This window comes from Deinococcus sp. LM3 (assembly GCF_002017875.1).
Classification (GTDB): Bacteria; Deinococcota; Deinococci; order Deinococcales; family Deinococcaceae; genus Deinococcus.
Window position 1 is genome coordinate 1 of the sequence record NZ_MUFV01000005.1, and the last position, 22,423, is coordinate 22,423.

17 protein-coding genes and 1 pseudogene are annotated in these 22,423 nt (G+C 65.4%); 5 read left to right on the forward strand and 13 right to left on the reverse strand.

Features of this window, described 5'->3' with window-relative positions; all coding sequences use genetic code 11:
- Window positions 1-310: 310 nt before the first annotated feature.
- From BXU09_RS18390 to nagZ, 13 genes and pseudogenes are all read right to left on the reverse strand, one after another.
- Window positions 311-1,009: a hypothetical protein gene (locus tag BXU09_RS18390; protein ID WP_078305784.1), complete on the reverse strand. Its 699-nt coding sequence runs from the start codon at window positions 1,007-1,009 to the stop codon at window positions 311-313.
- A gap of 519 nt (window positions 1,010-1,528) precedes the next feature.
- Window positions 1,529-1,945, reverse strand: a complete 417-nt coding sequence (locus tag BXU09_RS18395) for an ROK family protein (protein ID WP_078305785.1) — start codon at window positions 1,943-1,945, stop codon at window positions 1,529-1,531.
- A 72-nt stretch (window positions 1,946-2,017) separates the two neighbouring features.
- The gene (locus BXU09_RS18400) at window positions 2,018-2,701 is read right to left on the reverse strand and encodes an N-acetylmannosamine-6-phosphate 2-epimerase (protein WP_078305786.1); all 684 of its coding nucleotides are present in this window, start codon (window positions 2,699-2,701) and stop codon (window positions 2,018-2,020) included.
- 216 nt (window positions 2,702-2,917) lie between these two features.
- On the reverse strand, window positions 2,918-3,430 hold the full coding sequence (locus tag BXU09_RS18405) for a substrate-binding domain-containing protein (RefSeq protein WP_168174675.1): 513 nt from the start codon (window positions 3,428-3,430) through the stop codon (window positions 2,918-2,920).
- Window positions 3,431-3,939: 509 nt separating this feature from the next.
- A complete protein-coding gene (locus BXU09_RS22035; RefSeq protein WP_346417606.1) occupies window positions 3,940-4,311 on the reverse strand; it encodes an FAD-dependent oxidoreductase in 372 nt (123 codons plus the stop codon).
- Between the two features lie 10 nt (window positions 4,312-4,321).
- Window positions 4,322-5,533, reverse strand: a pseudogene (locus BXU09_RS18420) (FAD-dependent oxidoreductase); the annotation flags it as partial.
- Complete coding sequence (locus BXU09_RS18425; protein WP_205684187.1) at window positions 5,530-6,207, reverse strand: carbohydrate ABC transporter permease; 678 nt, start codon at window positions 6,205-6,207, stop codon at window positions 5,530-5,532. The pseudogene BXU09_RS18420 and the gene BXU09_RS18425, both read right to left, overlap by 4 nt.
- A 158-nt stretch (window positions 6,208-6,365) precedes the next feature.
- Window positions 6,366-7,241 carry a sugar ABC transporter permease gene (locus tag BXU09_RS18430; RefSeq protein WP_240501501.1) on the reverse strand — a complete coding sequence of 292 codons (876 nt, stop codon included), beginning with the start codon at window positions 7,239-7,241 and terminating at the stop codon, window positions 6,366-6,368.
- A complete protein-coding gene (locus tag BXU09_RS18435) occupies window positions 7,238-8,467 on the reverse strand; it encodes a sugar ABC transporter substrate-binding protein (protein WP_240501503.1) in 1,230 nt (409 codons plus the stop codon). Before BXU09_RS18435 ends, BXU09_RS18430 begins: the two co-directional genes overlap by 4 nt.
- A gap of 699 nt (window positions 8,468-9,166) precedes the next feature.
- Window positions 9,167-9,664, reverse strand: a complete 498-nt coding sequence (locus BXU09_RS20600; RefSeq protein WP_144012388.1) for a glycosyl hydrolase-related protein — start codon at window positions 9,662-9,664, stop codon at window positions 9,167-9,169.
- A gap of 17 nt (window positions 9,665-9,681) precedes the next feature.
- A complete protein-coding gene (locus tag BXU09_RS18440; protein ID WP_144012389.1) occupies window positions 9,682-12,390 on the reverse strand; it encodes a glycoside hydrolase family 38 C-terminal domain-containing protein in 2,709 nt (902 codons plus the stop codon).
- A 429-nt stretch (window positions 12,391-12,819) separates the two neighbouring features.
- On the reverse strand, window positions 12,820-14,208 hold the full coding sequence (locus tag BXU09_RS18445; protein WP_144012390.1) for a hypothetical protein: 1,389 nt from the start codon (window positions 14,206-14,208) through the stop codon (window positions 12,820-12,822).
- A gap of 285 nt (window positions 14,209-14,493) precedes the next feature.
- Window positions 14,494-15,984, reverse strand: a complete 1,491-nt coding sequence (nagZ, locus tag BXU09_RS18450) for a beta-N-acetylhexosaminidase (protein WP_240501504.1) — start codon at window positions 15,982-15,984, stop codon at window positions 14,494-14,496.
- Between the two features lie 165 nt (window positions 15,985-16,149).
- Here nagZ and BXU09_RS18455 point away from each other — a divergent pair, with 165 nt between their 5' ends.
- From BXU09_RS18455 to BXU09_RS18475, 5 genes are all read left to right on the forward strand, one after another.
- On the forward strand, window positions 16,150-16,860 hold the full coding sequence (locus tag BXU09_RS18455) for a putative N-acetylmannosamine-6-phosphate 2-epimerase (protein ID WP_240501505.1): 711 nt from the start codon (window positions 16,150-16,152) through the stop codon (window positions 16,858-16,860).
- On the forward strand, window positions 16,857-17,708 hold the full coding sequence (locus BXU09_RS18460) for a MurR/RpiR family transcriptional regulator (RefSeq protein WP_078305791.1): 852 nt from the start codon (window positions 16,857-16,859) through the stop codon (window positions 17,706-17,708). The genes BXU09_RS18455 and BXU09_RS18460 overlap by 4 nt, the downstream gene beginning before the upstream one ends.
- A 213-nt stretch (window positions 17,709-17,921) precedes the next feature.
- Entirely contained in the window at window positions 17,922-19,157 is a 1,236-nt protein-coding gene (locus tag BXU09_RS18465; protein WP_078305792.1) for a sugar ABC transporter substrate-binding protein, read from the forward strand.
- Between the two features lie 79 nt (window positions 19,158-19,236).
- Entirely contained in the window at window positions 19,237-21,303 is a 2,067-nt protein-coding gene (locus BXU09_RS18470; protein ID WP_240501507.1) for a beta-N-acetylhexosaminidase, read from the forward strand.
- 23 nt (window positions 21,304-21,326) lie between these two features.
- Window positions 21,327-22,235 carry a sugar ABC transporter permease gene (locus tag BXU09_RS18475; RefSeq protein WP_078305885.1) on the forward strand — a complete coding sequence of 303 codons (909 nt, stop codon included), beginning with the start codon at window positions 21,327-21,329 and terminating at the stop codon, window positions 22,233-22,235.
- The last annotated feature ends 188 nt before the right edge of the window (window positions 22,236-22,423 follow it).

Here is a 22,423-nt window from a genome sequence, read left to right on the forward strand (position 1 = left end):
CCTGGACGGCCGGTTCGGTGACGTTCAACGTCCGCTGGCAGGACGGCTGCTTCCGAGTGATCGGGTATGACCGGTCCATGGTGCACCGCGCGACCCTGGACAGCGAGACGGTCAGCGTCAACTTCCTGACGGGCCGGATGCAGGTCGTCCTGGACAACGCCGGCGCCGAGCCGAATACCAACCGTGTGGAGCGCTGGTCGGCGTACCCCGGGCAGCGGCGGGTGTGTGTGCAGGACGTGACGCGGCCTGGAGTTCCGGCGCGACCTCCCCTGAAGTCCGGGTCACCCGGCGCGATGAACCGCTGGACTGCTCATGCCCAGGGAGGGGATGAATCCCCTCCCACTTCCCCTGCCCCTGTGATCTCGACCCACCAACCTGGTTCCGGCCGGTCCCACTGCTCGAGCTGCACCCGGTAGGCCTGCACATCCATCCCCGGAGCTGGCGGTCCGAGCGTCACGTCCTGCGTGGGTCCCAGCGGCGCCCAGTCACCCTCTTCCCACCGCCACACCGTACCCGGCCACCGCACGCGGTAATGACCCGGCCAGTCCGGTCGTTCCTTAAGTGCCTCCGGCTGCAGGCGCCACAGTCCCAGGCGCCAGGGGTACCGGGCGGAGTAATCGTCCATGAGCCGCTGACGCTCCTGGCGTTCGAGGCGCTCGCGTTCCCGCCGGGCCGCTTTCTGCCGCCGGTACGCGGCCGGGTCGGCGGGCGCGAGGGTCCCGCGGTCACGGGGCAACCCCCGCCTCCTGCGAACGCCGCGCGGCAGACGAACGGCAGGCGGCTCGTCCGGTTTGAGGCGCCCGCGTTCCCGCCAGACCATCCAGATGATCCGGATCAGCACGGACCCCAGCGCGGTCACCAGGATCCAGAGCTCTCCCTGGAGGAGTCCGGCGCGGTGGAGGCCGATGATCGCGGCGAAACATCCTGCAACGATCAGCAGTAACGCGGCCGGGGGCCTGACGGGCACCTTCTTCCCGGCAGGCAGGTCGGTGGTGGCGCGGGGGCCCATGCCCTGACTGTAGAGCTCAGTCTGCCTGGAGGTGAGCGACGATGACGCAGGAGTGACCGTGGACTCATGGGGCGTCCTGCTGGTCATCGTGTTTCTGCTCTGCGGTGAGCGAATCTTGAAAACTTGCCGGTGTGCAGAGTTCGAAGGTACCGTCACGGACCTGGATACTTTTCCTTGTGTACTGCGAAAAGCGCGGCGCCAACGAGACCGGCGTCTGCCCGTGATGGGCCCGTTGGATGTCTGGAGTTCCCGAATTGCCGAAAGCAGCTGAGAGGAATGCCTGGGTGTACTTGCGTAGACCCACACTTCCCCCAAGGCAAATGGTATCCAGGCCTATCAGGCAATGGGCATCCCACAACCGGTCAGCCAGAGCTGACAGCGGGGCATGCAGGAGAGCCTGAGCCCGCGGATCGTTCCTTTCTGCCTCATCGAACAGAGCCTCTACTCCTGAGAAACCGGCAGAGTGCGCCACACCGTTGAGGGCACTGCCAGACGCACTGAGTTCCAGAGCCGCGCCATTTATTCCTCGAGTGAATCCCAGTCCAATGTCCCGCCCACCGGCGGGTCATGCAACTGGCCTCTCAGAACCAGGCCGCTACCGATACCAGTTGAGACCGTCACAAACATGAAGTTGCGATCAACCAACGCTCCTCGGGCTTGCCATTCTCCCAGGGTGGCAGCTCGGGCGTCGTTGAGAACATGAACGGGGATGCCGAGTGCCCGTTCCAGACTCTGAGCAACAGGCACGGCCGTCCATCCCGGCATGGTGGTTTGATTGACGGCCGTCACGCGTCCGGCCTCAACACGTCCAGTACACGCAACACCCAGCGGGACACGAGCCGCCGGCTTTAACTGCTCCACCAGGTCAATCAGCCGGGAAATCACTGCGTCCGGGCCATCTTTCGCACAGGTGGGCATCTGTATGCGCCGCTGCACAGCGCCTCATGAAGAAGGGCGGCCCGGGTGGTGGTGCCGCCAAGATCCACTGCCAGCCGCAGACCCGATCCTTCAGTCATGGAGGGCCTTGGTGAACCAACTGGTGATGACGTCCGGCCTGGTGATGGCGGACCCAACGACCACGAAGACGGCTCCCTGCCGCCGAGCCTGGGTAGCCTCTGCAGGACTGTGCAGCCGACCCTCAGCAACGAATGGCACTTCTGCTTCTCGCAACTCGTTCATCAGTGTCCAGTCCGGGCCGCCGAGTTGACGACTGTACGGCGTGTATCCACTCAGTGTCGTACTGACGATGTCTGCACCAAGTGCCATTGCCGCCTGGGCTTCCTCCAGTGTGCTGATGTCTGCCATGACCAGAGCGCCAGCCTCATGGACAGCAGCAAAAATGCCCTGAAGCGGTTCTGGGCGCGGCCGGAGCGTTGCGTCCAGTGCGACGATCTCGCAACCCAGTTTGGCGAGATGAACAGCTTCCTCAGCCGTCGGAGTGATGTAGACGCTGGTGTCCTCCCGGTCGGTTTTTGTCAGACCGATAAGGGGCAGATCCGTCACGGCCCGCACTGCCTGCACATCAGCGAAACCTTGAATGCGCAGCCCTGCCGCGCCGCCGTGTTGAGCCGCTAGAGCCAAGCGGCTGATAATGAAAGGCTCGCGCAAGGGACTGCCTGGATGAGCCTGACACGACACCACCAGGCCCCCGCGTAGGCGTTCGAGAAGAGGATGAAGGGATTGATTGCCCATATAACGGCCTCCGAAAGGCAAAGAGGGATGCGACAGGACGGTATGGAGTGGTGCCTGAGGTGGCGCGGGGTCACCACTCCACACCGATTACTCTCCGTCTCCCCTGTGTCACTCCAAATCGTTCAGTCAGGTTCGATCTTTTTCCAGACGACCTCATCGGCTATGGCTTCCGAGCCACCTCCACGCCGTTCCACGGACTTCCTGGCAAAAGAGCAGTCATATGACACGCGGGGCAGGTCCCAGGCTGATCCCTTCGTGGATCGCGCAGCGAAATATGGCGTTCTGTACAGGGTCGTTTCCCAATAGACGCAACAGCACTTCGACGGCGCCGCGCCCCATCTCTACGCGGGGAACACGCAGGCGGGTCCAGTGCGGATCATCCGGTTGGCCAGTGATCGCATCGCCCAGTACGGCACTGGAGAAGTCATCAGGGGAGCGGAATCCTCCCTGCATTGCTGTGGCATCCAGGGCGCGCATCAGGGCGTCGTTCTCTACCAGAAATCCCGTCACGCCCTGGGTAAGCACCTCGCGTAGAAATGCGTCATTCACTTGTTCCGGCAGAAGACGCAAGACCGGCGCCGCGCTTCCAGCTACGGCCCGGAACCCCTGTTCGCGATCAGCAGCCGATTCGGTACGCTCCTGTCGCCCTAAGTACATCAGCTGCCGATGTCCCAGGCTCAAAAAGCGCTGAGTCATTTCCTGGGTCGCTTCCGTGTAATTTGCTGTCACGTGTGGAAGATCTGCGCCTGGCAGTTCGCGTCGACCGACGAACACCAGCGGGTGGCCGCCGCGGAGCGCTTCAACCAGATCCTGGCGTTCCTGCTCGCCAGGGTCACCCAGCAGGAGGGTGCCGTCCGTGAGGAGAGGCGGGTGCGGCTCGCCTCCGACAATCGACGTCTGCTCCCAGTGCTGCTGGTATGCAGCAGGAGGTCCTGGCCCTGCCGGGACGCCTCTTCTTCAATGCCTTCCAGGAAAGGCGCGTAGAAGTCACGGTACTTCCCGGGAAGACAGCTTCATAGGTGAATACACCGATCAGCGAACTGCGGCACCCACCAATCTCCGGGCAGCAGCATTGGGGACGTACCCCAATTCCTTGATGGTCTGCAGGACTCGGGCCCGCGTATCCGGGTTGATTCGCGTGCCTGTGGTGTGGCCGTTCAGGACTTGCGATACGACAGTCTGGGAAACCCCTGCGAGTCGGGCGATTTCTTTCTGTGTGGGACGTTGAGGCATGGGATTTAAAAACCTGGAGACGGTGTCAGGCGATAGGAGTCCGGCCAGGCGAGTGGTAAGCCCAGTTGAACCAGTCGTTCCTGGAAAGCGGGGAGATCCTGTTCACGTACGGCGGAAGGAGGCAGGTCGCGTTCCAGACAGTGGGCGGCGAGTGCGCCCGCCGCTTCCCCGACGTTCCATTCCACTGGATGCAGGCGGTAGCATCCGTTGGTAATGTGCGTGACTCCTAACGTCTTGCCGGCAGCAATCAGGTTGTTGACGCGGACAGGGATCAGGGCGCCCAGAGGAATCTGGAAGGGCCAGCTGGCCACATCCACGTACCCGCGTCCAACCTGTGGAGGGATGCAGATCAATGCGGTACTGTCCGACGCCCACACTATCTGCGAAGACTTCTGCTCCTTGCATGGCGCCGCGGGCCTCCACCCCGATCATCGTCTCTGTGACTGTGAACAGTGCCCGGATGCGACGGGCTTCCCTGACGTATGGCCGTAAGGCTAAACCGTGAGTGAGTTCAGTGCCAGTCAGGTCACCCCGGAGCCGTAGGCCTGGGTAACCTTGTCCTCCGTCGTGACGGGGAGCTTCCGTCTGCATCCAGTACAGCAGCGCAAGACTTAAATTTTTTCCGGCTTCCAGGTGACGGGCCTTTTCTACCGCATCGACGCCGACAAGAGGTCCCAGCCAGTAGTCATTCTGCGGCCAGTTCACCAGCGTGACATCTGGCGTCTCCTGTGTGTAATGTCGGTTCGTGACGATACGGCGGTAGTGCCAGAAGTCACCCTTGTGAGCCACCTCACGCGGATCACCGAACAGATCGCGGTAGATCGGTGTCCCGGTAATCGGATGCGGGTAAGTCCAGGACAGTTGCGGAGCGGGCCAGAAGGGAGCCTGATAATCCCGCCAGAAATCGTAATGTTCTGGCCGGTCAATCGTGTGGTCTTCTCCCTCCTGGTGATCCATCGCAAAACACCACGTAAAGGCCTGCTGGTTGAGGGGTTGCGCAGACTCTAGGGCGTGGGGCTCCCCGGTCTCCCCTTGGCTTTCGGCACCAATGACGCTTTCTGCTCCGCTGAGCTCAGTCAGCTCTCCCAGTTCAGTGGCGTCCAGAACGTACTGGGCCTGCACGATATGCTGGACGCCCGAGATGTGCTGGAAAGTGACAGCGCGGATCACGTCTCCATCCAGTTCTACCTGAACGGGGGCCGTGTCCGTCCAAAGACGCAGCTGGCGCGACGTCCGGTAGGGGGCGAGCATACTTTCCAGAACCTGGAGGGCCACACGAGGTTCGTGGCACAGCCGGCCGACGTTTCCTGCACCAGGATTGAGATAGGGATCGGCTGCCGCCTGTGGGGTGGCGTACACGTGCTCCCGGTAATGCTGCCGAATCCGGCGGCGAAACTCGGCGTAGGTGGCGGTGGCGCCATAGTCCTCGATCCAGATTGCTTCATCTGGTGGAACGGCCTGGCTGGTGAGCTGCCCTCCAATCCAGGGAGATTCCTCCGTGAGAATGACACGGTGCCCCAGGCGCAGGGCCGCAAGAGCAGCGGCCACACCGCCGACGCCTCCACCGACGATCAGGATGGGCGTGAAGTGCTCGGTCATCCTTTTGTCCCGCTCGCCGCGAGGCTTTCAATGAAGGTACGCTGGGCCATCAGGAAGGCCAGCAGGACGGGCAGTGCCACCAGGACACTGGCGGCCAGTGTGAGATTCCAGTACGTGCCGCCCAGTGGGTCGGTGAATCGTTGCAGGGCCAGGGGCAGGGTCATGCGCGCCTCGTCGTTCAGGTAGATCAGGGGATTGAAGTAATCGTTCCAGGAATTCAGCACTGCGAAAATAGTGACCGTCGCCAGGGCTGGCCGGGACAGAGGCAGTGTGATGTACCAGAAGACGCCCAGCGTTCCTAGCCCATCAATGCGTCCAGCCTCATCGAGTTCGCGTGGCAGCGTAATGAAGTGCTGGCGCATCAGGAAGACGCAGAGGGCACCAGTGGCACTGAAGACCTGCAGCAGAATGATAGGGACAAGGGAGTTGGAGAGTTGAAGTGCCCGGAACGCAATGAACTGTGGGATCGCGGTGAGTTCAGCCGGAATCATCATTGCGGCGAGCGTGAACACGAAGGCAAGATTCCGCCCTGGAAAGCGCAGGCGCGCGAACGCGTACCCGGCCGTCGCAGACAGGATGAGGGTAACCGGGACGGTAATAGCGACCGTCAGTAGGCTGTTGAGATACTGACGTGCAAATGGGTAGTCTCCGAAGACGCGAGCGAAGTTGGTCAAACCTGCATCGAGATTCAGACCGAATGGATTACGAAGATCCCTGGGCTGACTTCACGCTGGAGAGGAACATCCACAGGATCGGGGCGACAAATGGAAGACAGACGATGACCAGTAATACGTAAAGCAGAACTGACCAGGGGGTACGCGAGGGGGGAAGGTTACTCCTCATAGAACACCAGTGCCCGGCGCATCCGCCACTGCAACAGCGTCAGCAGCAGTACGACGACGAAGAGAATGGCTGCCAGGGCGGAAGCGTAGCCGAACTCGAAAAAAGTGAAGCCCTGCTTGAACATGTACACGATCAGGGTGGTGGTCGCACTGGCGGGACCTCCCCCAGTGAGAACCCAGATAGGCGTGAAGACTTTCAAAGCACCGATCACGGTCACCAGAAAGACCAGAAAGAGAGTGGGGGAGATCATTGGAAGGGTGATGTAGCGGTAGACCTGCCAGGGGCTGGCCCCATCCAGGTGAGCGGCCTCCCGCTGCTCGGGGGGCACTCCCTGTAAGGCGCTCAAGAAGATCACCGTGTTCAGTCCCACTGCCTTGAGCACTTCAATCACAATGACCGTACCCAGCGCCGTTTGGGGTGCGAGGAGCAGGTTGGCATTCTCGAAACCCATTCCCTGGAGCGTACCGTTGATCGGTCCCTGCGGTTGGAGCAGGAACTTCCAGATCAGAGACCAGGCGACAATGGGCATCACCACCGGGGAGAACACCATGGATCGGAAGGCAGCGATGCCTGGCAGGCGAACATTCAGCAGGCTGGCCAGGGCGAGCGCCACCCCGATGTTCAGCAGCACGATTCCCACGGTGAAGAAGGCGGTCACGGTGAGGCTCCCCCGGAACTCCAGATCATCCGCGAGACGCATGTAATTGCTCAGCCCGCTCATCCGGGGTGGGTCCAGCAGTGACCAGCTGGTCAGGGACATCCACAGGACTGCGACCAGAGGAGCGATGATGAACGCGAGCATGCCCAGCACGTAGGGCAGGGAGAGCAGCAGGCCCGCCCGAGCCTCACGGCGGGCGAGCGTCACAGCCGGTCAACCGTGCGGCAGGTGGTGTCCAGGATCGACCGGAGGTCCGCGCCGGGCTGAAACACCCGGTCCAGACTGCTGGTAATCACATCATTGGCTTTCAGCCAGTCGGTGGTTGTCTGAAGCACTCGTGCCGAGGCAATCTGACTGGTCAGTGCGGTTTTCAGCATCGAAGCTGGTATCGCGGGGTTGCTGCCCAGATAAGCGCTGCTCTTCAGGATGCTCTGCCGGGGCGGGGGGAAGAACTTCGCTGTGCGGTTCATGTTTTCCCGTGATGCAAGAAACTGCAGGAAGGCAAGCGCTTCGGCCTGGTTACGACCTTTGCTGAACGCGACATACCCAGCCTGACCCAACTGGCTTATGCGTCCCGTTGGACCCTTGGGAAGGGGGGCGACACCCCATTTGAACTTGGCGTCTTTCAGCTGCCCAGCGTAACTGACGTTGTCGTAGTACATACCCAGCTTCCCGCCCTCGAAGCTCGTCTGATCTCCGGGACGCGGCATGCTGCCGTCCTTGAACATCATCTCCTGCATCAGGTTGAAAGCGCGCAGGCTACCGGCGGAGTTCAGATTGCACTTCTGATTGCTGTCGTACACGCCACCACCGTGCGACCACAGTACGGCCAGCAGTCCGCCTGCCCAGGCCTTGGGATCGACTCGCATGACCCGTGCGCCGGAACTGCCCGTTTTGGTTTTGATGGCCAGTGCCGACTTCTGGAAGGCGGCATAGTCCCACTGCCCCCGGGCGTACTGGGCCAGAGGGTCCGTGATCTTGGCCTGTGCAAAGAGGTCCTTATTATAAAACAGCACAAGTGGCGAGTTGGAGAAGGGGAGGCCGTAGAGATTGCCATTACGCTTCCAGAGACTCAGCGAAGACGTCGTGAAGTCCGAAAGCCCGAAAGCAGCCACCTTGCCCAGTGAAGCCACATTGACAAGGTTGCCAGACGCGATAAATGTCGGTACGTCGCGTTCAGAGAGCCATCCGACATCGGGGGCGTCACCAGAAGCAATTTGCACAGCCAGCTTACGGCTGTAATCCGCAAACGGCGTGACTTCTATCCGGACATCCACATTGGTTTTGGCTGTGTATTCCCGCGCAAGCTGCTGCAGGAGGGCCAGGCCATCGCCGCCGGCCCAGGTGCTGAAGCGCAGTTCAGTCGCCTGCGCGGAAGATGCCACGGCGAGCATCGAAGCGAGAAAAGTGTACAGGGCGGGACGGCGCATCATGAACCTCCTGAAGTAATACGTATTGGCTTGCTCCGAAGCGTATGGGTACAGATCGGCCTTGTCAAGCGGTCAGCCCTGCGGACAGACTTCGGTCTCAGCTCGGGGTGGGCACGGGAACCCCAAAACGCCATTTCCCAAATGCCCCTCTGACCTCAGTGCCCGATACTTTCCCGTGGGGCTTGAAGAATTTCAGTTGACACGCGAGAACATGGCGCGTCCCCCTCCTCCGCCAAGCTAACCCGCTGCTTCACCGCGCATTTTCCGGAGTTCCGCCATGGTCAGGTCGAGGTGCTCTCCTTCATGGTCCTCGCCCTCCTTGGCGGCAAGGACATCCGGCAGGCAATATTGACCAGCAGTTCGCTCGGTCCTCGGTGATCATGGCTCCTCAGACACTTCCAAGGCGGGGTGCCTCAAACCTCGCTCGAGAAGCGCGTCAGCCGCACATCAAGTAGAAGTTCGCCTAATACGGACTCCGATTGAACGGCTCTGCAAGCCGTTCAATCGGAGCGGAGCGAGAAGGAGAGAAACGCCCCTCCGGACGTGGAGCTGGCAACCCGGGGATGTTCCGGGTTGTCAGCGAAACAGACGGCAGTCCGTATAATCATCCGCGCGAGGGTTACTCTGCGCCCTGAGCGACGACTTCAGCACTGCGCTGGGCGAGCCACTTTTTGCGATCCACACTGGCCTTTGGCCTGCTCCTCAAGAAGGACAAACTTGCACGCGCCCGGGCCGAATCTCAACTTCGTCCCGTTCACGCTTTGGGGTCAGGCCATTCCTGCCTGTAGAGAAATGCAACCTCAGCGTCACGACCTCATAGGGCCGCAGATCGAGGATGACCGTTTCACCAGTGAGGGTGAGCGGCCGCGGCGCTTCCTCCAGCAAGTTCACGCATTCGGCTCCCCTCAGTCCCGCGATTTCGAGTCGGGCTTCCCCGCGCGCTCCATGCGGCTCGTAGAGCCGCATGATCAGGGCGCCGTCCTCCTCCGCCTTCTTGAGGGCACCCAGGGCTACCGGCAGGCCCGAACCGCTCACCCAGCCTCCAGTCGGAACTGGGCCAGAAGCGGGAACCGCCACCAGCGGGCTGTTCAGGTCAAAGGCCTCACGCACGGTGCCGGCCTCGTTCCAGCGCCCCACGTGGGGGAACAGCGCGTAGCTGAATTCGTGCTCGCCCTCGTCGGCGGTGGGATCGGGGTACATCGGACCGCGCAGCAGGGTCAGCGCCAGGGTCCCCCCAGCGCCGAGTGCCCGTATTTGCTGTCGTTGAGCAGAGAGACGCCGTAGCCGCTCTCCCCCAGGTCGGCCCAGCGGTGCCCGGCGACCTCGAATCGCGCCGCGTCGCCGGGGGAGTTGCGGTGGGTGGGGCGGGAAACGGCGCCGAAAGCCGTCTCGAACCAGGCTTCGTGGGTGCGTATCTTCAGTTCAAAGACCGCCTTGACCAGTGTGCGGCGCTCGTGCCACTCGGCGCGGGTGTGGATCTCAATCCGGCGCGAGTCGGCACGCAGGCGGTAGGTTTGCGTGAGGCGCGATTCGCGCCAGCGCCGGGTGACCCGTAAGGCAGCGCGTAGAGGTCCGGCCTCGATCAATTCCAGGGTCTCCACCCCGCCGATCTCCTCGCCCTCGCCCTCGATGCTGGGTGCCACGTCCCAGGCGTCGTACTCGCGGGGCAGGTCGAAGTGGGCGATCAGGCGGTTGCCGCGACCCTCCAGGACCTCGCGCCGCTCCTGCTTGTCGTAGATCCGGTGCAGGGTGCCGTCCGTGCCGATCAGCACTTCCAACAGGGTGTTTCCCAGGATCCAGCCGTCTGCCGTCTCGCGCGTCTGCACGCGGGCGGACACAGGGGGGGTGTCGCCCGGTTCGGCGCGCAGTTCCAGCAGACTCAGGGCGGACACGTCGCGCCCCGGGGCGTGGACCAGCAGACCGCCCTCCACCGGCTGGGCGGGCAGCGGCTGGCCGTCCGCATCATGGACGGCACCGGACGCGCCGGGAAGCAGCACACTCAGCGGCCGGTCATGCAACGCGGAGTTGGCGATGGCCCAGCGGCCCACATGGTTCTCCCCCGCCGTCAGTGCCCGCACCGCCGCGTCTCGGAGGCCCGCAGCGCGAGTGACGACCTCCTCCAGTTCGGCTCTGGCGACCACGTTGACCTCGCGGATGCTGGAGCCGGGCAGGATGTCGTGGAACTGGTTGAGCAGGGTGTTTTTCCAGATCGCCTCCAGCTCGGCGGCGGGATAGGCATGCCCCGCCAGGTGGGCCAGGCTGGCGAAGGCCTCGGCTTCCAGAAGGCGGGCCTCCGCTGCGCGGTTCAGCCACTTGAGCCGTGCCTGCGAGGTCAGGACGCCCCGGTGGAACTCCAGATAGAGCTCGCCCACCCAGACCGGCAGGCCTTCGCGGGGCAGGGACGCAAAGAAGTCGTCCACCCGGCTCATTCGCAGCCGCGGAAGCGCCGGGAAGTCGCGCAGCCGGGCATACAGCTCCAGATGCTCGCTCGCCGGGCCACCGCCACCGTCGCCGTGCCCGAACGTGAAGAGGCTCTCGGGCTCACGGATCTCCTCCCCGCCCATCCAGAGCGGGAGGGCCTGACCCTGAAACTGCCGCCAGGTGCCCAGCAGGTCAAGCGGCTCGACCAGACCGTTGTAGGCCCGCCCCGCCGGGTTGTAGAAGGTATGCGCCCGCACCCGGCTGCCGTCGAGGCCTTCCCACTCGAACAGGTCGTATGGAAAGACGGTCGTCTCGTTCCAGTTGAGCTTGGTGGTGAAAAAGCCCCCGATGCCCGCCTGGAGGAGCAGTTGCGGTAGCGCCGAGGTAAAGCCGAAGGTGTCGGGGAGCCAGGCCACCGTGCTGGCATGCCCGAATCTGGCCTTGAAGTAGCGCTGACCGTACAGCAGTTGCCGCGCCAGCGACTCTCCGCCCGTCATCTGACAGTCGGGTTCCACCCACATGCCCCCGACCGGCTCGAAGCGGCCCTCCCGTGCGCGGGCCTGCAGGGCCTGAAGAAGGGCCGGGTCGTCCTCTTCCAGCCAGGCGAAGACCTGCGCGGAGGACTGACCGAACAGCAACTCCGGGTAACGGTCCATCAACTCCAGCAGGGTGTGGAAGGTCCGGCGCAGTTTGCGGCGCGTCTCGGCGACCGGCCACAGCCAGGCAAGGTCGATATGCGCGTGTCCGCTGAGGGCCAGGCGGCCGCTGGGAGGGTAGAGCGCCCGCACCCGGTCGAGATGTCCTGCCAGGGCCACGCGCGCCCGCTCGATGCCCGCGACGATTTCCGGGGGAAGCGGCTGGGGCGCAGGCAAGTCCGGCAGGCGGTCCCACACGTCGCCTGCGTGGCTGCGTCCCGCCGAGCCGTGGGAGATCCGGGCCAGATATCCAGAGGTGCCCGAGGGCCACTCGAGGTCCGCGAGCGCGGCCTCGGCGGCGGCCAGCAGATGCGGGACAACCTCGTGGACGTTTCCGGGCGTCCCCTCGCGCGGGCTGCGTCCCGTCTGGAGGCCGCCCAGTACCCGCGCGGCCTCCAGCACGGCGGTGAGGTCGAGCAGCAGGCCCTGGACCGCCGCCTCGGGCGCGACGAGGTGGGCACGGGTCAGGCGCGGGGCGGGGTTCGGGGTGCCGAACAGTCCCTTGGGCACCGCCTCGATCTCGACCCGGACCTTTTCGCCGCCCATGGCGCACCCGGCCACCCGGAAGGCGCGGTGGTACTCGTTCAGCCCGCCGGTCAGCGTTTGTGTCAGGGCGCTGCTGGTGATCTGCACGAAGCCCTCGCCGCCCACGTCGAGTTCGAGTTCCACCATCCGGCCCGCGAAGCTGGCAGGCACCTGAAATTCGGCTGCGAACCGCACCGGGCCGCCCGCAACCGATTGATCCACCTGCGGCCAGGGGTCACCGAGCCGCAGCAGCGTGGGGGAGCGCCGGGTGCTGTGAAAGTCCACCCCTCCACAGGCCACTCGCGGGCCATCCGCCAGGCGGCGAAATCGTCGCGGCGCTTCTCGAGGAGTTGCAGGCGCTGGGCGAGGGTCAAGGACATGTGGAACACCTTGGTCTGGTGAGCGGCGCAGTGGGCCGGGCAGAGAGCGAACCGGTGAACAGCTGAGGCATCAGGCTCCTGTGGCAAGTCGCAGTGAGGGCCGCCTCCCGGTCGGAGCGGGGAGGCGGGAAGGCAGAACCGGTCTGAGCGTGGGGAAGGGACGGCGCAACAGAGGGACGGCGCACCCCCCGCGTCATCTCATACGGATTCCGTTTGTTTCGCCAACACTCCGGAACTTCACCGGATTGCCGGCTCCACGTCCGGAACCCGCCCCGCTCCCACTCGCTTCGCTCCGATTGAATGGGCTTTGCAGCCCATTCAATCGGAGTCCGTATCAGCGCGGATCCGTACAGGTCAGCCTGACGATCACCGGCTGGGCGCGGTACAGCAGGTCCCCCTTCTGCGCCCCGGGCAGCGCGCTCGGTACTGAGCCGTCGTAAGTCTCTCCCACGGCGTACAGCAGGTTCGTGGCGCGTTCCTCCGTTCCGGCCTGGCTGCCGCACACGGCGTCCAGGCGCGTGGTGTGCTGCTCCCCGACGGCCAGAACGCCGCTCTCGGACTTGACCGTGTGCTCACGTCCCAGCGGCGTGAGCGCGTAATGCACGAAGGACTCGGGTACGCCCTGGTTGGCGAACGCCAGGGTGGAACGGACCGTCTGCCGCACCGGGGCCGTCAGATCGAAGGTGCTGCCTGAAGGCAGGGCGAGCGCGGCGCGCTCCCGCAGCTTGATGCTGGCGCGGATGTTCGGCAGGGCGCTGTCAGGGGTCACCGTGACGATATCGGCGGGCTGGGCGCAGGCACTCCACAACATGCCCGGGGCGAGGGGACGACGCCAGGGCTTCCCGGAGGCCCCTTCCAGCTGACCCACGACCAGTTCACGCCACGACGATCCCCGGAAGGCGTAATTGCCGCTGAGCAGGCGGAAGTCTCCCCGGCCGGGAAAGGCGATGGTGGTCATGACCTTGAACACCTGATCCTCGCCTGCGGTTTTCCAGCCGATCGCCTCCTCATGGAGGATCTCGCGGGTGGCAAAGCCGCTGTCCCCGACCAGTACCACGCCTTTCGGCGTGACGCGGAACTTCAGCCAGGAACCGGAAATCTCCAGACGCAGGGCGCCGTCATGGGGAATGCTCATCCGCATCGAGGCGCTCTGGTTGCCCGACAGGCGATAGACATACTGGAAGCCGTCCTCGCCGTTCTCACGGGCAATATTCTTCTGTTTGCCCTCGACATTGATGACGGGAATCCACGCTCCGTCCTGGACGGCGTAGATTCCGGCGTCGGCGGCGCGACCCTGGCGCGGCTGGCCCCCCAGGTACAGGTAGGGAAACACCGTATTGGTCGCGCGGATGTCCGGCATGAAGGCGGTACCCTCAATGAAGTTCACCGGGCCTGTGCGGGCCGGATCGGTCTGAAAGCGGGAATAGGCTCCGCTCATCTCGTTGCGGCAACGCAGGAAGACGCCATCCGAGGCGTGCCCGGGAGGTGTGGCGGCGCTCTGGGTGCCGAGCGGGCCGAAGACGTCCGGGTCGATTCCGATGGACGGCAGTGGCGCGGCACCCTCACTGAGGTCAAGCGCGTCTTGGCTGGGTTCTTCCGCTCCGGTGGACTGCGTGCCGAGCGTCCCCGCCGGGTGCACGGCAGACTGAGGTGCAGAGGAGAGGTGGCCGCAGGCGGTCAGGAGAAGCGCGGAGGCGGCGAGCAGGCTGAGTCGGTTACGCATGATGACCTTTCCAGGCGCGCCAGGGATGGACGTGCCCCCACCAGGGAGGTGGACTGCTGTGAGGGTGGTGTGCCGAGAGGGCCTTTCGTTGCCGGGTGCCCCGCAGTCGATGGACGCCAGTCACGCAGAGGGGTGTCCTGCTGGAGGCCTGATGCCTGCGGGCTTCTGGCGGTCAGTCGGCTTCTGGAGGGTCACGGGTGTGCCCCTGGGTGAAAGCCGTCGGTGGTTGAGGGGAGGCCGGGAAGCGGCCGACGACCCCACCCCCGCCGGGGCATCCAGTCACCTTCACCGGGCCACCTGACCCAGTGGCACGGGTAATTCACCGTCCGCGGTGGTCTCTCCAGCCAGACAGCGCTGCAGGGCGTCCAGGGCCTCCGGGCGAAAGCCGTAGGTGATCAGTGCGGGCGCATTCACGTCCAGCGCCGCGTACGGATTCCACAGCGCCAGGTGAAGGTCAGGCGTCGCCCCGCGCCAGGCGGGGTGCCGGTGGCGGGCCGTGGTGGCCAGGATCACGGTTCGTCCACGGGCCCGCAGGGCCTGCCAGTCGAGGGGAGCCGGGTCGGTGACGAGCAGGGTCTCGACCTCGTACAGCCCTCCTAGGCGCCGCGCAAGGTCCTGACCACTGACGCCCGCTTCCATCACGTTCTCGCCGGGCACCTCGGCCACGGCGACCAGAGTGACGCCCGCTCCCCGGGGAGGCAGGACCGGATCGCGGTAGCGCGTGAGCCCGCGCGCCCACGCGTCTCCCAGCAGGGAGGCGTCCGCGGTCCGCTGCGGGGGTAGGTACGCCCTGGAGCGGCTGGGGTACTGGCGGGCCAGCGAGTCCAGTCGGGCGAGTTTGTCTGCCACGTCCGGCACCCGTCCGGCGGCGATCGCCTCTTCCACCGCCTGCAGGGTTTCTTCCTGCGCCGAGCGCCGTCCCAGGGCCATCACCATGTCGGCCCCGGCCAGCAGCGCCAGCACGGCCGCCTCGCCGCGCCCGTAGTGGTCGTCGATAGCCTTCATTCCCATCGAGTCGGTGATCACCACGCCGCCGTAGCCCCAGTCGTCCCGTAGCAGCCCGGTCAGCAGCGCGGGGGAGAGCGTCGCAGGCAGGTCCGGATCCAGCGCCGGGTAGACGATATGTGCCGTCATGACGGCGGGCACCTCGGCCTCCCGGAAGGCCCGGCGGAAGGGGACGAACTCGCCCACCTCCAGTTCGGCGCGTCCCTTGGCCACCCGGGGCAGCGCGAGGTGGCTGTCCAGGACGGTGTCCCCGTGGCCCGGGAAATGCTTGACGCAGCCTGCCACGCCCTCCGAGAGCGAACCCTCCAGCCAGGCGAGGGCCAGCTCGGTCACCCGGTCGGGGTCCGACCCGAAGGCGCGGTCCCCAATGACGGGGTTGTGCGGATTCACGTTGAGGTCCAGTACCGGCGCGAAGTTCCAGTTGATTCCCACGGCGGCCAGGGGTCGCGCAACCGCCGCGCCGACCTCGCGGGCCAGGGTGGGGTCGCCGGCCGCCCCCAGGCTCAGGGCGCTGGGGGCGGCCGGCCAGAACGGCGTGCGGAAGACGCCGCCGCCCTCCTGGTCGATGGCGATCAGCGCTCCAGCACCCATCACGTCGCGCAGGTCCGCCACCAGCCGGGCGAGCTGCGGCTCGCTCTCGACGTTCTTGCGAAACAGGCAGACCGCCCGGATCCGGTGGCGGCGCAGATGTTCGCGGGTGTCGGCGTCGAGGTCGGGGCCAGGAATATCGACCATCAGCAGCGGGCCGGCCTGGGGAGCATGTTCGGGCATGGGTCTCCTTTGGAACAAAGTTCCAGTTTGGGCATTGATTGACAGCGGTTTGCTCCAAGAGTAGTCTTATTCCAACTTCACAGTCAATCCTGGAATTTTTCTCCAACCGCGCTGCTCGCTCACCGCGCGGCCATCCAGTTCGCCCGCCTCGCCAAAGGAGTCTCCGTGATTCATCCCCGCCTTGCCCGGAGTGTGCTCGACCGGCTGCACTCGCAACTCATCGTGTCGGTGCAGGCCGATGACGGCAGCCCGCTGCGGGATTCGCGCATCATCGCCGCCCTGGCCTGCGCCGCCGAACTGGGCGGGGCCGCCGGACTGCGCGTCCGCTCGGCCGAGGACGTGCGGGCCGTGCAGAGCGTGAGTGCCTTGCCCCTGATCGGCCTGACGAAGACGTGGCGCGATGACACCGACGTCTACATCACGCCGACCCCGGCGGAGGCTGAGCAGCTGGCCGGACTCGGCTGCGCGATGGTGGCCTTCGACGCGACCCGGCGCCCCCGGCCACACAGCGTTCCCGAACTGATTGGTGCCATCCAGGCGGCAGGAGCGCTGGCGCTGGCAGACGTGGCCACCCTGGCGGAAGCGGCCGCGGCCTTGCACGCGGGGGCCGATCTGGTGAGCACGGCCCTGTCGGGCTATACCCCCGACAGCCCGCAGCAGGAGGCTCCCGATTTCGAGCTGATGCAGGGACTGCACGCCGCCGGCATCCCCTTCCTGGCCGAAGGGCGCCTGAAAACTCCTGCCGACGCCGTGCGCGCCCTGGAACTCGGCGCGCACGCGGTCGTCGTGGGGTCCGCCATCACCCGGCCCGACGACGTCACCCGTTGGTTCACGGCGGCCCTGCGGGACGCTGCCGGGCAGGTGGCCACCCGATGATCGAGGACCGGACGCGGATCACCGGGGCGCTCAGCCGCCTGCGGGCGCAGATAGAGTTGCTGACCCCGGCCCAGCAACGCGCAGCGGCCTATACACTCGAACACCCCGGCGAGGTGATCTACCAGACGGTGACCGAGCTGGCCGAGGCGAGCGGCACCGGAGTGGCGACCGTGATGCGCCTGTGCCGTGACCTGGGCTTCGCCGGCTTTCAGGAATTCAAGCTGGCCCTGGCCGCCGATCTGGCCAGCGTGCAGGGTCCGGTGGACGCCCCCAGCGGCACGCCCGAAAGCCTGATCGCGCACGCCGTCCGCACCTGCTCGCGGGTGCTGGAGGATACCAGCAAGGTGCTCGACCCCCGCGAGCTGGAGCGCGCCCTGAACGCGCTGGCAGGGGCGCCCTGCATTCTGCTCACTGGTCAGGGGGCCAGCGGGGTCACGGCCCTGGACTTCGCCTACAAGCTGCTGCGCCTCGGCCTGAACGCGGCGGCCCTGACGGATCCGCACCTGGCGTCCATGCGCGCCGCCGTCCTGCCACCCGGCTCGGTGGCAGTCGGAATCACCCGCTCGGGCAGCACCGTCGACACCGTGCACGTGCTGCGCCAGGCCCGGGAGCGTGGGGCCTTCGTCGTCGCCATCACCCACCGCGCCCGCAGCCCGGTCACCGAATACGCCGGTTGCACCCTGCACACCGCCTCGCCCGAAGATCCCCTGGGCGGCGGGGCGGTTGCCAGCAAGGTTGGACAGCTGCTGGTGCTCGAGGCCCTCTACACCGGCCTCCATGCCCGGATTCCGGGTGCACAGGAAGCGGTCAGGGCAACCGCTTCTGCCGTTGTGGACAAGAGCTACTAGCGCCCAGAGGAGGACCCGTCATGACCCTGCTCTTTACCTGCTCCGAAAGTGTCCAGCCTCCCCGACACCAACCTGCGGCCTTTCCTCCCGGCACACTCCGCGAAGGCCAGAATGTGACGAACCCATAAATTCAGCCCACCGGGACGCCACGTGCGCCACGCCCGCCTCGTCACGGTTCACCCAAAGCTCTCTCGCCGAAAGGACCCCTCAACCATGCGCAAACAAATTCTGCTGACCGCTGCCCTGCTCGGCCTCTCCACCGCCGCTGCCCAGAAGACCCAGGTGGAGTTCTGGACCATCTCGCTGGCGCCCCTCTTCAACGACGAGATGGAGCGCCTCGCCACCCAGTTCGAGCAGCAGAACCCGAACGTGGACGTGAAATGGGTGGACGTACCCGCCAACGCCATCGAGCAGAAACTGCTGGCCGCCGTCGCCGCCGGTCGCCCGCCCGCCGTGGTCAACCTCAACGCCGACATGATCGTGAAGCTCCAGCAGCAGGGGGCGCTTGAAACCATGAACGGCGTGGGCCAGACGGTCCTGAACACCTACTTCAAGGGCGCGCTGAACACCTTCACGGTGGACGGCAAGGTCTACGGCCTGCCGTGGTACTGGTCACCCAAGGTCGTGGCCTACAACACCGACCTGTTCCGGAAAGCCGGACTCGACCCCAACAATCCGCCGCGCACCATGCAGACCCTGATCGCCGCCGCCAAGCAGATCAAGGACAAGACCGGCATGTACGGCTTCGTGCCCAACATCAACAACCTCGGCTTCCTGTACATGTTCCAGGAAGCGGGCCTGCCGATCCTCTCCAAAGACGGCAAGAAGGCGGTGTTCAACTCACCCCAGCACGTGCGGATGGTGCAGCAGTACGCGGACCTGTACAAGAAAGGCTACATCCCGGAAGACACCATGCGCCGGGGCTTCACGGCCGCGACCGAGCTCTACGGCGCGGGCAAGCTGGGGATGCTCATCACTGGACCGCAGTTCATCCTGCGGGTGGAAAACGACAACAAGACCGTCTACGGTCTGACCAAGGTCGGCCCCTACCCGCTCGACCTGGCCGGCAACGTGATTCACACCCCGCTGATGGCGATGAGCATGCCCAAGGGCGTGCAGAACCGGGACGTGGCCCTCAAACTCGCGAGCTTCCTGACCAACGACGCCAGCCAGCTCGCCTTTTCCAAGGTCACCAAGACGACCTTCCCCTCCACCCAGAAATCCTCGCGTGACGCCTACTTCCAGAAGGCCGGGGCGAGCGCCGTGGAACAGGGGCGCCTCCAGGCAGCCAGGCAGTTGCGCCGCGCCCAGGACCTCACGGTCGTCGTGCCCGACGCCTCCAAGCTGTTCAAGGCCTTCAAGGACAACATGGAGGCTGCGATGGCAGGGACCAAGAGCGCCAAGGAAGCCCTGGACGACGCCGTGAAAGTCTGGAACGCCAGCCTGTAACGCACGCAGCCAGCCAGCGAGCGGGCAGGCCTCTGTCCCCCGCTGGCTTTTCCACGCTGCTCTCTCCAGGAGGTCCCCGTTGCATCCATTCCTGACCCTCACCCTCACGGCCACGCTGTATGGCGCCCCGAGCGCCCTGGCGCTGCCGCTCAAACCCGTCCCCGACGCCTTCCATGCGCTGCCGCTCAAACCCGTCCCCGACGCCTTCCATGCGCTGCCGCCCGCCCAGATCATTCCGGTGCCACAGCGGGCGCAGTATCCGCAGGGCACCTTGCCACTCGCGGGCCTCACGCTGGAAGTGCGCGGCACTGCATACGAACTCCAGGCCGCCGCACGCGACCTGCAAACCGAGTGGATGACCCGCCTGAACACGGCGCTGCCACTGGCGAGCGGCGCGGCGGGCCGCATCGTCATCGGTACCCGCCATGACGCCCGACTGGCGGAGCTCGCGCGGGACAAGGGACTCTTCACCGATCGCCCCGAAGGCTACGCGCTGTGGGTGGACAGCGGTGGAGCAACGGTGGTGGGGGCTGATGCCAGAGGGGCTTACTACGGCGCGCAGACACTGCGGCAGCTGCTGACCCCCACCGGAATCCGCTTCGCGCAGGTCAACGACTTTCCGCAGCTCTCCCAGCGCATGGCGATGCTGTACCTCGACCAGTACAGCAAGGGGATCAACGACGCGCTGATTCCGCTGCTGGCCGGACTGAAGTACAACTCGGTGCTGGTGATGAGCAACTACGTCCAGTGGGACGCCGCCCGGCAGGGCGGCTTCGCGCACCCTGGCGGGGCCAGCAAGGCCGAGGCGGCGCGCATCGCGGACCTCGCCCGCAGCTATGGCCTGGAGCCGATCCCCCTGATCGAGACGCTGGGGCACACCGGGTGGCTCTTTCACGGCGGGGCCAACAGGGACCTGATGCAGGACCCGCAGAGTCAGAACCCATTCGCCTACGACACGCTCAATCCGCGTACCTACGACGTGGTGCTGCCCATCCTGACGGAGGCCGTGAAGACCTTCGGGGCCCGGCGGGTGCATATCGGGCACGACGAGGTCCGCAACCGCGACCGGTTCCCAGCCCGTGAGAACGGCAAGGCGCAGGGCTTCGTGAAGCTCTTTACCGACGACACGCTGCGGCTCTACCACCACCTGAAGTCGCTGGGGGCCGGAACCATGATCTGGCACGATGTGGCCTTCGCCGACGCCTTCCGGGAGCAGATTCCAGCGGCATTGCCGAAGGACATCGAGGTGATGTACTGGGCTTACAACCCGGCTGCCGACTATCCACTGCTCGCGGACATCAAGCGGGCGGGATTCAGCACCTACGCGGCAGGCTGGCGCGACCCGATGAACCCCGAAAGCTTCGCCCGGAGCGCAGCCCGCTCGGAGGTGACAGGCTACGTGCAGACGCGCTGGAGCGGCTATTTCGGCAACCCCAGCATCTGGGACGGGCAGGCCGACCAGGGGGTGGCCTACGTGCGCGGAGCCGCGAGCGCCTGGAATCCCGCCGCTCCACCCGTGCAGAACCCAGCCGCGCGCTACCGCGACCTGTACCGGGGCTCGAGCTACACACCCCAGCACGGGCAACTCGTGAACCTCACCAGCGTGGTCACCCGACCCCTGGCCGACCGTGACGAGACAGGATGGATTCAGAAAGGGCCCGGCACCGACCTCTCGGCGCTCCCGTCCGGCGAAGTGAAGATCGGCGCCTACAGGTTCCTGATCTCAGGCGCGGTCATGACCAGAGGCAGCCGCGCCGCCGTGGGCCAGTTGCCCGAGCGGGTCAGTCTGCCGATCGGAGCGAAAGCAGACGGGATCGCCTTTCTGCACACGACCGGATGGCCCCATCCCACGGATCGCGAGCCAGTCGGCCGCTATGAGATCGAGTTCGCAGACGGCACGCGGCAGGTCCAGCCGCTGGAATACGGCCGCCATATCCGCGCCTGGACCGAGCCGCTGGTCACCAGCATGGTGCAGGCCCCGGCATGGTTCGGCAAGACGAAGGACGGACTGGACGTGTCCCTGGGAGTACTCGAGTGGCGCAATCCGGCGCCGGGCAAGGTCATCAAACAGGTCACGCTGGTCAGCGAGGGCAGGGGCGCCAATCCCACCCTGCTGGGCCTGACACTGTTGGGGGGAACAAGGTGAGTCTACAAAAGAGTTCCGGAGAGCTGCGGCCGGCCGCTCCGCGCCAGCGCGGCACCAGCTGGCGGGTGGGCGCCCGCACCACCCTGATTGCCTACGCCTTCTTGCTGCCCTTCCTGGTGCTGCTGGTCCTCTACAGCTTCTGGCCGGTCGTGTTCGGCACCTACCTGGCCTTTACCGAGTACAACATCATCTCCCCGCCCCGGTGGGTGGGGCTGGAGAACTTCCGCGAACTCGCCGGGGACGAGCAGTTCTGGAGCGGCGTGCGGAGCAGCCTGATCTACCTGCTGGTGGTCCCGGTCATTCAGCTGCTCTCCATCGCGGTGGCGATGCTGGTCAACCGTGACCTGCCGGGCATCGGTCTTTTCCGCACGGCGTACTACGTGCCTGTGGTGACCAGCTTCGCCATCGTCGGGCTGATGTGGACCTGGATGTACCAGCAGGACGGCCCGGTCAATTTCGTGCTGACCCGCCTGGGCCTGATGGACCAGCCGCACTCGCTGCTGAACAACCCCGCGACCGCGCTGCTGGCGGTGATGTTCGTGACGCTCTGGAAGGGCATCGGCTACTACATGGTGCTGTACCTGGCGGGTCTCCAGGGCATTCCCCGCGAACTGGAGGAGGCCGCCGTGATCGACGGTGCCAACCGCCTTCAGGTGTTCTGGCACATCACGCTGCCGGGCCTGCGCCCGATCATCCTGGTGTGTAGCGTGCTGTCCACCATCAGCGCGATCAAGGTCTTCGAGGAGATCTTCGTGATGACCCAGGGCGGCCCGGCAGGCTCCACCTACACGGCCATGTACTACGTCTACACCAAGGCCTTCCAGGACTTTCAGTACGGACAGGCGGCGGCAGCGGGGCTGGTGGTCGCCGCGATCAGCCTGGTCTTCGGCCTGATCAACTTCCGCCTGACGCGCGGCGGCAAGGCCCTGTGATGCGGTTTCCGTCTGTTTCGCTGACAGATCGAAAGGGCGCCGGGTTGTCAGCTCCACGTCCGGAAACCGCCCTGCTCCCACTCTGCGGGGCAGCTCTGCGAGTCGCATCCGCTCGGATTGAAGGGTCTTTGCAGCCCCTTCCACCGGAGTCCGTATGAGTCTGGATTCTGTGACGCCCTCCTCTCCCT